Source organism: Aeromonas sp. S8(2024) (assembly GCF_041403085.1).
Classification (GTDB): domain Bacteria; phylum Pseudomonadota; class Gammaproteobacteria; order Enterobacterales; family Aeromonadaceae; genus Aeromonas; species Aeromonas dhakensis.
On the sequence record NZ_JBGLRF010000009.1, the window covers coordinates 12,404 to 27,119 of the forward strand.

The 14,716-nt window shown below is 58.5% G+C and carries 12 protein-coding genes; 5 read left to right on the top strand and 7 right to left on the bottom strand.

All coding sequences use genetic code 11. The features are described from left to right. The first annotated feature begins 251 nt into the window (after nt 1-251). Nucleotides 252-974 (top strand): head GIN domain-containing protein, encoded by a 723-nt coding sequence (locus tag ACB031_RS18780; RefSeq protein WP_371140061.1) that lies wholly within the window; start codon nt 252-254, stop codon nt 972-974. A 53-nt stretch (nt 975-1,027) separates the two neighbouring features. Here the strand turns inward: ACB031_RS18780 and fghA are convergent, their stop codons facing one another. Further along, entirely contained in the window at nt 1,028-1,864 is an 837-nt protein-coding gene (fghA, locus tag ACB031_RS18785; RefSeq protein WP_371140062.1) for an S-formylglutathione hydrolase, read from the bottom strand. Between the two features lie 49 nt (nt 1,865-1,913). Next, nucleotides 1,914-3,041 (bottom strand): S-(hydroxymethyl)glutathione dehydrogenase/class III alcohol dehydrogenase, encoded by a 1,128-nt coding sequence (locus tag ACB031_RS18790; protein WP_005307638.1) that lies wholly within the window; start codon nt 3,039-3,041, stop codon nt 1,914-1,916. A gap of 118 nt (nt 3,042-3,159) precedes the next feature. Between ACB031_RS18790 and ACB031_RS18795 the strand changes: the two genes are divergently transcribed. Beyond that, the gene (locus ACB031_RS18795) at nt 3,160-4,065 is read left to right on the top strand and encodes a LysR substrate-binding domain-containing protein (protein ID WP_005307641.1); all 906 of its coding nucleotides are present in this window, start codon (nt 3,160-3,162) and stop codon (nt 4,063-4,065) included. 59 nt (nt 4,066-4,124) lie between these two features. On the opposite strand, the gene ACB031_RS18800 is transcribed toward ACB031_RS18795, so the two are convergent. The 4 genes from ACB031_RS18800 to ACB031_RS18815 all read right to left on the bottom strand — a co-directional run bounded on the left by ACB031_RS18800 (nt 4,125) and on the right by ACB031_RS18815 (nt 8,953). After that, a complete protein-coding gene (locus ACB031_RS18800) occupies nt 4,125-5,090 on the bottom strand; it encodes an ABC transporter permease (RefSeq protein WP_024943032.1) in 966 nt (321 codons plus the stop codon). Nucleotides 5,091-5,092: 2 nt separating this feature from the next. Then, entirely contained in the window at nt 5,093-6,208 is a 1,116-nt protein-coding gene (locus ACB031_RS18805; RefSeq protein WP_005307647.1) for an ABC transporter permease, read from the bottom strand. Between the two features lie 82 nt (nt 6,209-6,290). Beyond that, a complete protein-coding gene (locus ACB031_RS18810; protein WP_054543849.1) occupies nt 6,291-7,871 on the bottom strand; it encodes an ABC transporter ATP-binding protein in 1,581 nt (526 codons plus the stop codon). An 83-nt stretch (nt 7,872-7,954) separates the two neighbouring features. Next, nucleotides 7,955-8,953 (bottom strand): BMP family protein, encoded by a 999-nt coding sequence (locus ACB031_RS18815; RefSeq protein WP_024943029.1) that lies wholly within the window; start codon nt 8,951-8,953, stop codon nt 7,955-7,957. Between the two features lie 432 nt (nt 8,954-9,385). Here ACB031_RS18815 and uvrD point away from each other — a divergent pair, with 432 nt between their 5' ends. From uvrD to ACB031_RS18830, 3 genes are all read left to right on the top strand, one after another. Beyond that, complete coding sequence (uvrD, locus tag ACB031_RS18820) at nt 9,386-11,557, top strand: DNA helicase II (protein ID WP_371140063.1); 2,172 nt, start codon at nt 9,386-9,388, stop codon at nt 11,555-11,557. Between the two features lie 220 nt (nt 11,558-11,777). Next, nucleotides 11,778-13,199, top strand: a complete 1,422-nt coding sequence (locus ACB031_RS18825; protein ID WP_268037831.1) for a deoxyguanosinetriphosphate triphosphohydrolase family protein — start codon at nt 11,778-11,780, stop codon at nt 13,197-13,199. Then, nucleotides 13,186-13,992, top strand: a complete 807-nt coding sequence (locus ACB031_RS18830) for a hypothetical protein (protein ID WP_371140064.1) — start codon at nt 13,186-13,188, stop codon at nt 13,990-13,992. The genes ACB031_RS18825 and ACB031_RS18830 overlap by 14 nt, the downstream gene beginning before the upstream one ends. Before the next feature lie 135 nt (nt 13,993-14,127). Here the strand turns inward: ACB031_RS18830 and ACB031_RS18835 are convergent, their stop codons facing one another. After that, entirely contained in the window at nt 14,128-14,658 is a 531-nt protein-coding gene (locus ACB031_RS18835) for a transposase (RefSeq protein ID WP_371140065.1), read from the bottom strand. Nucleotides 14,659-14,716: the final 58 nt, after the last annotated feature.

Here is a 14,716-nt window from a genome sequence, read left to right on the forward strand (position 1 = left end):
AACCAAAAACTTCCACGGCTTGTCAGCATAGCGACCCCGCGAACGGCTCGCCAGCCAACCCTCCGCCTGCCCGTTCGGGGATGGTCAGATTCGCCAGTTTATGGTCTGAATGACTCTCTCTTTGCTGTGCCCATGTGGAGTGAAAATGGATATCTTCTTGAAAATCATGCGGTTGATTAACTGGCACAGGCTTTGCGATGGATGCTGACCAAGGGGCCGCGACTGGCCAATACACAATGAGGAGAGTGGCGATGAAATGGATGATGGGCGTGGTGCTGGCGGTCGGGCTCAGCGGGTGCAGCTGGTTGGATGATACCCGGGTGAGCGGGGCGGGGGCCGTGATCGAGCAGCAGCACGGGATGGGCCGGCAGGTGACCCGGGTGCTGGCCGGGGTGCCTGCCAGTGTCCATCTGGTGGCCGGTGAGCCGCGCGGGGTACACATCCGTGGGCAGGAGAACCTGCTGCCTTACCTAGTGCTGAGCGAGCGGGGCGACAAGCTGGAGATCGAGGTAAAGGACGGCTACCGGCTCGATCCGACCGAACCGCTGGAGATCACCATCACCCTGCCCGCGCTTCATGAGCTGGCGCTGGCAGGGGTTGCCAGCGGCGAGCTGCGCGGCTTCAAGGGGGAGGCGCTGGTGCTGTCGGTGGCCGGGGTCGGTGACATCGTTGCCGACGGGCTCGAACTGGATCGGCTGGAGGGCAACATCGCGGGCACAGGCAGCCTGGATCTGGGGAACAGCACGGCGAGGGCCGTCGAGCTCAACATCGCCGGCTCGGGGGATGTGCTGGGGACCGGGCTCAAGGGTCGCGAGGTGGAGGTCAATATCGCCGGCAGCGGCGACGTGGAGGTTCGGGCGCAGGATCGGCTCAAGGTGGGCATCGCCGGCTCTGGCTCGGTCAGCTACTGGGGTGATCCCGTGCTGCAGAGCGAGATCGCCGGCTCCGGCGAGGTGAGCCGGCAGGGCAGCTGAATGGTCTTGTCCACCGACAAGAAGAAAACAGGCCCGTGACGGGCCTGTTTCGATCAGAGGTGGCGGGCGTGAAAGCGCAGGTGCGCCTCGATGAAGCTCGCCACGAAGTAGTAGCTGTGATCGTACCCGGGGTGGCGGTTGAGCTCCAGCGGCCACTCCTTGCTGGCGGCCACATCGGCCAGGGCGTCGATGTGCAGCTGTTCGGCCAGGAAGGGATCGTCCAGCCCCACGTCTACCAAAGTCGGCAGTGGTTTGACCGACTCATTGCGCAGCAGCTGGCAGGCGTCCCACTCCTGCCACAGCAAGGGGTTGTTGCCGAGGTAGGCACCGAGCGCCTTCTGGCCCCAGGGGCAGCGGCTCGGGTGGCTGATGGGGCTGAAGGCCGACACCGAGCGGTAACGACCTGGCTCGCGCAGAGCGACGATGAGCGCCCCGTGACCACCCATGGAGTGGCCGCTGATGGCGCGTTTCGTCGAGACCGGGAAGTGGGTCTCGATGAGCTCGGGCAGCTCGCGGGTGATGTAGTCGTACATCTGGTAGTGATCGCGCCAGGGATGCTGGGTGGCGTTGACGTAGAAGCCGGCGCCCATGCCGAGATCGTAACCGGGGTCGTCCGCGACGTCTTCGCCGCGCGGGCTGGTGTCCGGCGCCACCAGGGCGATGCCGAGCTCGGCGGCGATGCGCTGGGCGCCCGCCTTCTGCATGAAGTTTTCATCGGTGCAGGTGAGGCCGGAGAGCCAGTAGAGCACGGGCACCTTCTGGCCGGTGAGGGCCTGGGGCGGCAGATAGATGGCGAAGCGCATCTCGCAACCCAGCACCTCGGAGGCGTGGCTGTAGCGCTTGTGCCAGCCGCCGAAGCTCTTGTTGCTGCTGATTATGTCCAGATTCATCGGGGGAACTCCTGCACCCCGCCCACGGTGGCGGGCGGGGTGATCATGCTCAGTAGTGGATGACGCTGCGGATGCTCTTGCCTTCGTGCATCAGATCGAACGCCTCGTTGATCTGCTCAAGCCCCATGGTGTGGGTGATGAAGTCGTCCAGCTTGAACTCGCCCTGCATGTAGCGCTGTACATAGCTCGGCAGTTCGCTGCGACCGCGCACTCCGCCGAAGGCGCTGCCGCGCCAGACCCGGCCGGTGACCAGCTGGAACGGACGGGTGCTGATCTCCTGGCCGGCGCCGGCCACGCCGATGATGACCGACTCGCCCCAGCCCTTGTGGCAGCACTCCAGCGCCGCGCGCATCACCTTGACGTTGCCGATGCACTCGAACGAGAAGTCGACGCCGCCGTCGGTGAGCTCGACGATCACCTCCTGGATGGGCTTGTCGTAGTCGTTCGGGTTGATGCAGTCGGTGGCGCCCAGCTTGCGGGCCAGTTCGAACTTGCTCTCGTTGATGTCGATGGCGATGATGCGGCCGGCCTTGGCCAGGCGAGCGCCGATCACGGCGGAGAGGCCGATGCCGCCCAGCCCGAAGATGGCGACGCTCTCACCCTCTTTCACCTTGGCGGTGTTCATCACGGCGCCGATGCCGGTGGTGACGCCGCAGCCGAGCAGGCAGACCTCTTCCAGCGGGGCGGCCGGGTCCACCTTGGCGATGGAGATCTCGGGCAGTACCGTGTACTCGCTGAAGGTGGAGGTGCCCATGTAGTGATAGATGGGCTGGCCATCCTTGGAGAAGCGGGTGGTGCCGTCCGGCATCAGCCCCTTGCCCTGGGTGGCGCGGATCTTCTGGCACAGGTTGGTCTTGCCGGATTTGCAGAATTTGCACTCGCCGCACTCGGGGGTGTAGAGCGGGATCACGTGATCGCCCACCTTGACACTGGTGACGCCCTCGCCGACGGATTCGACGATGCCGCCCCCCTCGTGACCGAGGATGCAGGGGAAGACCCCTTCCGGATCTTCACCGGAGAGGGTGAAGGCATCGGTGTGGCAGACGCCGGTGGCGACGATGCGTACCCGCACTTCGCCCGCCTGGGGCGGCATGACCTCGACTTCTTCGATGGAGAGGGGCTGGCCCGGGCCCCAGGCGATGGCGGCCTTACACTTGATGCTTTGAACCTGTGCCATGACGGATGTCCTTATTGTTGAGCAGCGTGAGGAGAATGGGTTCGGACATCAGTGTAGTTTCCCGCTTATTTGGTGATAATAAGGCGAAATCTGAAATCACTTTTACAGACAGGTAATAATGTTCGGCTGGGAAGGGATCTGTGAATTTGTCAGCGTGGCGGAGCAGGGGGGGTTTACCCCGGCGGCGCGCAAGCTGGGGGTGTCGGTGGCGCAAGTGAGCCGGCAGGTGGCACAGCTGGAGGATCGTCTGCAGGCCAAGCTGCTGCTGCGCACCACCCGTCAGGTGCGGCTCACCGAGCTCGGCGAGATCTACTATCGCCACTGTCGCCAGTTGCTGGACAACCTCTACGAGGCGGAGCTGGCGGTGGGGCGCCATCAGGCTGTGCCGCAGGGCACCCTGCGCATCACGGCCCCGGTCTCCTACGGCGAGAGCCGCATCGCCCCGCTGGTGAACGACTTCATGGTGCGCTTTCCCCAGCTGGAGGTGACCCTCAACCTCACCAACCAGCTGCTGGATCTGGTGCACGAGGGCTACGATCTGGCGCTGCGACTCGGCCACCTCAAGGATTCCAGCCTGGTGGCGCGCAAGCTGGCGCAGCGGGTGCCCTATGTGTGTGCCTCGCCGGCTTATACCGCCCGCCACGGCATGCCCAACAGCCTCTCCGAACTCACCCGCCACACCTGCCTGGTGGGCAACAGCGACGAGTGGCACTTCACCCTGGATGGCCGCCCCCACAGCGTGCGGGTGCACGGCCTGCTGCACTGCAACAGCGGCCACGCCCTGCTGGATGCGGCGCTCAAGGGGATCGGCATCATCCAGCTGCCGGACTACTACGTGAGCGACCACCTGGCCCAAGGCGAGCTTATCGAGCTGCTGCCGGAACTGCGGGCGCCGGCGGAGGGGATCTGGGCCCTCTATCCCCACAACCGCCATCTCTCTCCCAAGGTGCGGCTGCTGGTGGACTATCTGGCGGAGCGGCTGAGCGATCCCCATCAGCCCGCGCTGGTGCGCCCCGTCGGCTGACTTCGCTCAATAAAAAAGGCCCGCATGTGCGGGCCTTTTGCATGGTATCAAGGGGAGCGCTATTCCCGCTCCTTGACGTAGGGGGTGCCGAGCGCCTTGGGTGCCACCGCCTTGCCGATGAAGCCGGCCAGCAGGAACACGGTCAGGATGTAGGGCAGTGCCTCGATGGCCTGCACCGGGATCGGGAAACCACCGATGCTGACCCCTTGCAGCCGGATGGCGACCGCATCGAGGAAACCGAACAGCAGGCAGGCCGCCATGGCGTTCCAGGGACGCCACTTGCCAAACACCAGCGCCGCCAGCGCCATGAAGCCCTTGCCCGCGCTCATGTTGGGGATGAACTGGGCAGTCTGGGCCACCGCCAGGTAGGTGCCGCCGATGCCGGCCAGCAGGCCGCCGATGATGAGCGCCGTGTAGCGCATGCGCACCACCGAGATACCGGCGGTATCTACCGCTGCCGGTGCCTCGCCCACCGCCCGCAGGCGCAGGCCGAAGCGGGTACGGAACAGCACCCACCAGGCCAGCGGCACGGCGGCGAACGCCACGTACTCCAGCAGGGAGTGGCCGCTCAAGAGCTCGCTGTAGAGCTGGCCAACGACAGGCACGTCATACAGCTCCTTGGCATAGGGCAGGTCGATGGGGGCGAAGCGGGCCGCGCCGGACAGTGCCGGGGTCTGGCCGCCCTGATCGAACCAGTAACGGCCCAGGGTGACGGTGAGGCCGGCCGCCAGGATGTTGATGGCCATGCCGCTCACCACCTGATCACCGCGGTGGGTGATGGTGGCAAAGCCGTGCATCAGGGCGAACAGGATGGAGACACCCACCCCGGCACCCAGCCCAATCCAGGCAGAGCCGGAGACGGCTGCCGCCGCCGCGCTGGCGAACGCCGCCGCCAGCAGCTTGCCCTCCAGGGCGATGTTGACCACCCCGGAACGCTCGCAGAACATGCCGGCCATGGCCGCCAGGATCAACGGTGGCGCGGTGCGGATGGTGGCATCCAGCATCAGGATCAGAATTTCGAACATGATCAGGCCCCCTTGACTTGCGCAGAGCGGTTGGCAAACGCCAGATAGAGCTGCTCGATGCGCGGACGCATCATGTGCTCAAGGGCGCCACAGAACAGGATCACCAGACCCTGCAACACCACCACTATGTTGCGGTCCACCCCGAACTCGAAGCTCAGCTCGGCGCCGCCCTGATAGAGGAAGCCGAACAGCAGGCTGGCGATGATGACGCCGACCGGGTGGTTGCGTCCCATCAGCGCCACTGCGATACCGGTGAAGCCGAACCCTTCCACGAAGTTGAGCTTGATCTGGTGCAGTTCACCCTGCAGCACGTTGAGGGCGAAGAAGCCCGACAGCATGCCGGAGATCACCATGGCCAGGATCACCACCTTGGGATAGGAGATGCCGGCATAGGCGGACGCACTCTGGCTGGCGCCGACCGAGCGGATCTCGTAGCCCCAGCGGGTATGCCAGATGAAGACCCATACCAGGGCCGCGCAGAGCAGTGCCCAGAAGAAGCTGATGTTGAGCGGGCTGTTCGACATCTCCATGCCGAATGCCCCCGCCAGTTCGCTCATCTTCGGCAGCCAGCTCGCCTCAGCGAACACCTTGCTCTCGGTGGCCATGGAGCCCGCCGGCTTGAACACCTCGACCAGCAGGTAGGCCATCAGGGAGGCGGCGATGAAGTTGAACATGATGGTGGTGATGACGATGTGGCTGCCGCGCTTGGCTTGCAGCCAGGCCGGGATGAAGGCCCAGGCCGCACCGAACAGGCCGCCGGCGATGATGGCCAGCGGCAGCAGCAGGGCAAATGGCAGGGAGTCACCCAGCAGCAGACAGACTAGACCGACGCCGAGGCCGCCGATATAGGCCTGCCCCTCGCCACCGATGTTGAACAGGCCGGCGTGGAAGGCCACCGCCACCGACAGACCGGTAAAGATGAAGCCGGTCGCGTAGTAGAGGGTGAAACCGACCCCTTCACCGGTGCCGAAGGCGCCGTACCACATGATCTCGGCGGCATCGACCGGGTTGATGTCGAGGTAGTAGAACAGGATGGCCGACACCAGGAAGGCCAGCAGGATGTTGACCGCGGGCAGTACGCCCACGGAGATCCAGGCAGGGATACGTGCTTGGCTCATGGGCGAGCCTCCTTGGCAATCTGGTCGGAGACGGGGGGGTTGACCATCAGCAGGCCGAATCCGTTACAAGTGGCGGTGACCTTCATGATGTGGCTCCTTGTGATTGGCTTGCCGCCACCTCGTCAGGAACTATGTTCGCCATCATCAGACCGATGGTGCGCTCATCCGCCTTGGCGGCATCCAGCTCACCGACGATGCGACCGTCGGCGATGACCAGAATGCGGTCAGAGAGGCTCATGATCTCGTCCAGCTCCACCGAGACCAGCAGCACCGCCTTGCCCTTGTCGCGCATGGCAATGATCTGCTGGTGGATGTACTCGATGGCGCCGATGTCGACCCCGCGGGTCGGCTGGCCGATCAGCAGCACGTCCGGGTCCTGCTCCACTTCCCGGGCGATCACCAGCTTCTGCTGGTTGCCGCCGGAGAAGTTGGCGGTCTTGTGCTCGGGATGGGGCGGGCGCACGTCCCACTTGTCCATCTTGGCCTGGCAATCCTGCAGGATCGCCTCCTTGTTCTGCAGCCAGCCCTTGTTGTACTGGGGGCGGCGGTGATAACCGAGGATGAAGGCCTCTTTCGCCTCGAAGCGGTTGATGAGACCCATCTTGTGTCTGTCTTCCGGCACGTGGCCGAGACCGAAGTTGCGCACCCGCTCCGGGTCGGCCGGGTGGCTCACGCTCACCTCGTGGGCCTGACCGTTGCCGGTGATGGTGAAGCTGCCTTTGCTTGGCTTGAGGATGCCGCCGAGCAGGCTGAGCAGTTCGGACTGGCCGTTGCCGGAGACACCGGCGATGCCGACCACTTCACCGGCCCGCACCTCGAAGCTGACGGATTTGACCCGCTCCACCCTGGCGTCGTCCACATAGCTGAGGCCATCGACCTTGAGCTTGGCGTCGCCAGGCTGGGTCGGCCCCTTGTCGACCTTGAGGCGCACCTTGCGGCCCACCATGAGTTCGGCCAGCTGCTCCTTGTCGGTATCCCTGGTGGCGACGTGGGCCACCATTTCACCCCGGCGCATGATGGAGACCTGATCCGTGATGGCCAGGATCTCGCGCAGCTTGTGGGTGATGAGGATGATGGTGGCGCCCTGATCGCGCAGCTTCTTGAGCACCTCGAACAGGTGATCCGCCTCTTGCGGGGTCAGTACCCCGGTCGGCTCGTCCAGGATCAGGATGCGGGCGCCGCGATAGAGCGCCTTGAGGATCTCGACCCGCTGTTGCAGGCCCACCGGCAGATCTTCGACCTTCTCGTGCAGCGGCACTTCGAGACCATAGTCCCGTGCCAGCTCGCCCAGCAGCTTTTCGGCCGCCGCCAGGCTCTGGCCCAGGTGCCAGCCGTTTTCCGCGCCGAGAATGACGTTTTCTAACACTGTAAAATTGTTCACCAGCATAAAGTGCTGGTGCACCATGCCCACGCCTGCGGCGATCGCATCTTGTGAGCCATGGGGTTTGAAGGGGTTGCCGTCGATGAACATCTCGCCTTTGTCGGCGTGGTAGAAACCGTAGATGATGCTCATCAGGGTCGACTTGCCGGCGCCATTTTCGCCGACGATGCCGTGAATGCTGCCTTTACGAACCTTAAGGTCGATCTGCTTGTTGGCGTACACTTCGCCAAACCGCTTATCGATACCCCTTAATTCGATGGCATAGCGATCTGTCTGGTCCATGATGCAGTCCTTGCGGGTCATGAAAAGAGACTAAAAACCGGCCCGTGCGGGCCGGTCGTTGGGTTGAGAGTAGTAGCGGTTACTCAGTATTTGCAGGTGCTGTCGCTCATATAGTCGTGCACCTTGACCTTGCCGGAGATGATCTCGGCCTTGATGGCCTCCACCTTGGCTTTCATCTCGGGGGTGATCAGTTTCTCGTTGTCTTTGTCGAGTGCCCAATCCACCCCGCCCTCGGCCAGGCCCAGGTTCTTGATACCCGGTTTCCAGGTGCCCTTGGCGGCGTCATCCCAGGTCTGGTAGGCGGCGAGGCCCACCGACTTGACCATGGAGGTCAGCATGGTGCCCGGTTGCAGGTGGTTCTGGTTGGAGTCCACGCCGATGGCCAGCTTGCCTTCGTCCTTGGCGGCCTGGTAAACACCGATGCCGGTACCGCCGGCGGCGGCATAGACAACATCGGCGCCCTTGGCGAACTGGGACTTGGCCAGTTCCGCACCCTTGGCCGGGTCAGCAAACGCCGCCGGGGTGGAGCCGGTCATGTTCTGGAACACTTCGATCTTCGGATTGACGTACTTGGCGCCCTGCTCGTAGCCGCACTCGAATTTGCGGATCAGCGGGATGTCCATGCCGCCCACGAAGCCGACCTTGCCGCTCTTGGAGGCGATGGCCGCCAGCGCGCCTACCAGGAAGGAACCTTCATGCTCCTTGAAGATGACGGACTGGACGTTCGGCTTGTCGACCACCATGTCGATGATGGTGAACTGGGTTTTCGGGAACTCGGTCGCGACCTTCTCTACCGCGGAACCCATGTTGAAGCCGACGGCCACGATCGGGCCATTGCCACGGCTGGCCAGACGACGCAGACCCTGCTCGCGCTGGGCTTCGTTCTGGGGTTCGAACTCCTTGACCTTGACGCCTTTGTCCTTGTTGTAGACTTCGACGCCATTGCGGAACACGGCTTCGTTGAACGATTTGTCGAATTTGCCTGCGGTGTCGTAGATGACGGCGGGCTGGGAGGCTGCCTGGGCAGAAAGGGCAGCGAGAGTGAGGGCGGCAACGGTGGCCAGCTTGAGCACTTTAGTCACGATCGTATCCTTGATTGTTATGTGAGGGTCCACAACCTGCCGGGGCAGGCCATAAAGCACGCCGGCTAACTGTAAGTGAGCCGTGGTACGGGTCAAGGAGATCATAAAGGAAAAACGTTTGCGTTAACGGTTTGAAATATAAGCAAATGACTTTATAAGTTGTTGTTTTGATGCCTGTTTTTAGATTTAAATTCTGTGAATAATTGGCTCCAAATGACATTTCTGTTTGTATTCATGAGGTTATAAGCAAGCGTTTTCCTTAAGTCGGCCAAAAAGTGGCTTCCAATGGTGCCAGCTGATGGATTTTTCTCGGTTGGAACGCCTCGGCCGGGGTGACAAGAAACCGGGCCGTGGTGATCACCCCTACGCCGATTTGGTCTGTGGCGCCGCAGGTCGTATAATCCCCGCCTGTATAAATAAACAGGAGTGGTGATGGACGTTTCAACCCTGCTCGACGGGCTCAATGACAAGCAAAGAGACGCGGTGGCGGCCCCCCGTTGCAACCTGCTGGTGCTGGCCGGTGCCGGTTCGGGCAAGACCCGGGTGCTGGTGCACCGTATCGCCTGGCTGATGCAGGTGGAACGCTGTTCACCCTTCTCCATCATCGCGGTGACCTTTACCAACAAGGCGGCGGCCGAGATGCGCGGCCGGGTCGAGAAGGTGATTGGCGACGGCGTGCGCGGCATGTGGATCGGCACCTTCCACGGCATCGCCCACCGATTGCTGCGGGCCCACCATCTGGATGCGGGGCTGCCGCAGGACTTCCAGATCCTCGACTCCGACGACCAGTACCGCCTCATTCGCCGGGTGCTCAAGGCCCTCAACCTCGACGAGAAGCACTGGGCCCCGCGCGCCGTGATGGGCTACATCAACGGCAAGAAGGACGAGGGGCTGCGCCCCGGCGACATCGACCTCTACGGCGACCCTGTCACCCGCACCTATCAGCAGATCTACAAGACCTATCAGGAGACCTGTGATCGCTCCGGTCTGGTGGATTTTGCCGAACTCCTGCTGCGCGCCCACGAGCTGTGGCTCAACAAGCCCCACATCCTCGAGCACTACCGCGACCGCTTCCAGAACATCCTGGTGGACGAGTTCCAGGATACCAACGGCATTCAGTACGCCTGGCTGCGGATGCTGGCCGGCGACACCGGCAAGGTGATGATCGTCGGCGACGATGACCAGTCCATCTACGGCTGGCGCGGCGCCAAGATCGAGAACATCCAGCGCTTCCTGACCGACTATCAGGGGGCGCAGACCATCCGCCTGGAGCAGAACTACCGCTCCACCGCCAACATCCTGAAAGCGGCCAACTGCGTCATCGCCAACAACGCCGAGCGCCTTGGCAAGGAGCTGTGGACCGAGGGGGCCGAGGGTGAGCCGATTTCGCTGTACGCCGCTTTCAACGAGGTGGACGAGGCCCGCTTCGTGGTCGGCCGCCTCAAGGATTGGAAAGAGAAAGGTGGCCTGCTCGCCGATTGCGCCATCCTCTATCGCTCCAACGCCCAGTCACGGGTGCTGGAAGAGGCGCTGATGCAGGACGCCATGCCGTACCGCATCTATGGCGGCTTGCGCTTCTTCGAGCGCCAGGAAATCAAGGACGCCATGGCGTACCTGCGCCTCATCAACAACCGGGGCGATGACGCCAGCTTCGAGCGAGTGGTCAACACCCCGACCCGCGGCATCGGCGATCGCACCCTCGAGATACTGCGCAACAACGCTCGCGATCAGGGCCAGAACCTGTGGCAATCGGCCAAGGCGCTGCTCAACGACAAGGTGCTGACCGGTCGCGCCGGCAACGCGGTGCGCGGCTTTGTGGAGTTGATCGACGCGCTGGAGGAGCAGGTTTCCATGCTGCCGCTGCACCAGCAGGCGGATATCGCCATCCAGCACTCCGGCCTCAAGGCCATGTATCTGGCGGAAAAAGGCGAGAAATCCCAGGCGCGGGTAGAGAACCTGGACGAACTGGTCACCGCCTGCCGTCAGTACCAGCGTCCTGACGAGCTGGAAGACATGAGCGATCTCTCCGCCTTCCTCGCCCACGCGGCGCTGGAATCCGGCGAGAATCAGGCGGACGAATATGCCGACGCGGTGCAGCTGATGACCTTGCACAGCGCCAAGGGGCTGGAGTTCCCGCTGGTGCTGCTGGTCGGCGTCGAAGAGGGCATGTTCCCCAGCCAGCAATCGACCGAGGAGTCGGGCCGCCTGGAAGAGGAGCGCCGCCTCTGTTACGTCGGCATGACCCGCGCCATGGAGAAGCTCTACATCTGTTATGCCGAGAGCCGCCGCATCTACGGCCGCGAGATGTTCCACAAGCCGAGCCGCTTTATCCGCGAGATGCCCGCCGAGTGCCTGGAAGAGATCCGGCTGCGCACCCAGGTCAGCAGACCCACGCAATATGGCCGCTTTAGCCAGAACGAGGTGCAGCAGAGCTTTGACGCCAGCGGCATCAAGCTTGGCCAGCGGGTACTCCATCCGAAATTCGGGGAGGGGATAGTGCTCAACTTCGAAGGGGTCGGCCAGCAGAGCCGGGTGCAGATCCAGTTCGACGACGTCGGCGCCAAGTGGCTGGTGACGGCGTATGCCCGCCTTGAGGCGCTGTAATCTGTGTCTTTCATTCAATTATTACTGGTCTGGATTTAGTTCATCTTTTCGTATAGTTATGAACATTTCAGTACCAGCAACACGTTCCATCATAAGAAGGAAAAGAAGATAGTGTTTTTGTGATGGCTGCGATTGTGATACCTAGTTCATCTGTCGCAGCATCCAAAGAATTGATTTAAGATGTGTCACATTGACAAGAACATTTCTGAGTAGGTCGCGTATGAACTGGGATGTATTGCTAAATAGTGAGAGACGGAAAGATAACAACCCAAGTCAACCTTCTACAGGTACTGCATTTGGCAGAACTGAGTTGGAAAGAGATTTTGACAGAATTTTGTTCTGTGCACCAACGAGAAGATTAGCAGATAAAACTCAGGTTTTTCCCTTAGAGCCTAACGATAGCGTCCGGACGAGGTTAACACATTCCTATGAGGTCTCGAATTTAGCTAGAGGTATTGGTACCCGGCTTGTATTCGAGTTACACGAAAAAATATTCCCATCTATTACTGATCAAATAAGAAGAGATGTTCCTTCACTTCTTGCTGCAATTGGTTTAGCTCATGATCTTGGTAACCCTCCATTTGGTCATCAGGGGGAGGTTGCAATACAGAAATGGTTTTTTAGGAACAAAGATAATCTTTTGGTTCCACCAGAAGAAACTTTCATGATGAATGATTTCATTAAGTTTGATGGTAATTCTCAAACACTACGTTTACTTACACGTCTGCAGATACTGAATGATAACTATGGGCTTAACCTTACATACGCTACAATTGCAGGCCTTATTAAATATCCACTAAGTTCGGCGACCAAAAGCGAGCATCCTTGGAAAAAGCATGGCTTCTTTTTATCTGAAAAAGATATTGTAAGTGATGTGTGGGCTAAAACTGGGTTAGGCGAGGGAGTTAGGCATCCATTTACATATATTATGGAGGCGTGTGATGATATTGCATATTCCGTTTTGGATGCAGAAGATATAGTGAAGAAAGGTTTAGCATCCTTCCATGACTTAATGGATGAGCTGCAATCCACTTTAACTAAGGCGAAAACCACTGCTGAATTCAGTCAGGCACAAATCGAGCTGCTAGAACGTGTGGTGACTAAAAGTATAAGTAAAAATAATGCATATAAGAAAGAAGGTGTTTCCCCCTCAGAACTAAATGATCTGAGTATGCAAATGTTCAGAGTTTTTGCAATAGCTGAACTTATTGATAGTGTTGTAGTTTATTTTTCTGATAATTTCACTTCACTTCACCTTAAGGATATAATCAGCAAGTCGAATGGTGCTTTGCTTTGTAAGGCTCTCAAAGGATTTGATAGTACATTAGGTTACCAGCATAAGTCAGTGCTGAAATTAGAACTTCATGGCTTTAACTACATTAATAATTTAATGGACATGCTTTGGGTTGGTATACACGGAGCTATAGAAAAAAGCCATAAATCTCAAACCGTTTTTGGCAGATATGTTTATGGAAAGATTTCTGAAAATTATAGGCGTGTATTTGAATCAAAGGATAATACACTCCCTATTTGGTATAAAGAGGCTCAGCTCCTAACTGATGCGATTTCAGGTATGACTGACGGATATCTTATTTCTTTGCATGATGAGCTAATTAAGTTGTACAAGCATGAGTATTGTTAAGAATAAGTCCTCACTGCAGAAACGTATTGGGCGTTTTTTTGATTATAAAAAAAACGAACGATACTCTGCGGTAGACTTTCTCATTTCAATATCAAAAACACAAAAAGTCTACATTTTTGGTGGGATGATTAGAGATATTGCCACCCTTGGTCTATCCGCTTTTAAATCAGATATAGACTTAGTTGTTGATGCGTCTCGGGATGAAATTTACTCATTCCTGATATCACATAATCCAGAGAGCTTAACTAAGAACAAATTTGGTGGTTTTCGTGTGCATCTCGGGCTATGGGATATTGATATTTGGTCTATTAGAGATACATGGGCTATTAAAAATGACATGATTACTTATACAGGTATAGAAAGCATTTTAAATACCACACTCATGTCTTGGGATTCCATATTATATGATGTGCAGGATAAAAAAATTATTTGTGGGGAGAAATACTTTTCAGATTTGATTCGTGGGAGGCTAGAGTTAGTGCTTTCCAAAAACCCGAATTCCCTTGGCTCAATAGTTAGGATTTTTAGAACAATAATAGGTAAGCATGCTGATATCTTAGGGTATAAAATATGTGATTATATATTGTATTCATTAAGCATCTTTTCTGAAGGCGATATAATTTCATATGAAAAAAATAACTACCGCTCCCTTTTTATTACAAAGGAACGTATTGATTTAGTTAAAAGGAAAATAGAGAGCAAGTCTTTTAAAAAAAGTCCTGATGAGGATTTATTTATCGGTGATTTGTCATTGTCGCCGAGACAATTAGATTTTTGGAAAGATAAATATTAAGCGTGAAAAAACTGGGATATCCATCTTTCTGATAGACGGTGGTAGCGGGCCATCAGGGCCGTAGGTTCGATTAGCGAAGCGTAATCGGACGATCGCGTAATCGGACGCTTACAACAGAACAACCCTTTTAGGGATTTACTCCAATCCCTCCAACACCCCATCCACCGATCCACACCAATCCGGCGGATAGATGCCGCTCGCCACATAACGATGGAAGGTGGAATACGGCCAATCGGCCACCCGTGTGACATGACCATGTTTGAGGGGGTTGATATGGACATAATCCATATGGTGGCGGTAATCCCGCTCATCCCGGATCAGGTGTTCCCAGTAGTGACGTTGCCAGATGCCCCGCTCCCCGTTGCGTAACCGGGTCTGGCTGCGGCGCTCGTTCACCGGCAAGGCGCGAGAAAAGTGGCTTTTGATCAACCGCCAACGCAGGGGGAAATCGGTGTCCCCTTCCGGCAAAGAGAGAATGCAGTGGAGATGGTCGGGCAGCACCACCCATGCGTGGATGGTGAAGGGGTGATCTTGTTGCACCTTGGCAACACTGTGGCGCAGCAGGTCGATCTGCTCCACCAGTAACCGGTTGTTGCGCCGCTCCAGCAGGTTGACGGTAAAGAACCAGGTTCCTCCGGGCCACCATGCCCGCCGCCAGTTGGCCATACCCTTCCTCTCGCCTCGGCCGAAAAGCCAAGCATAGCCTTGCCTCACTTCGATCTGC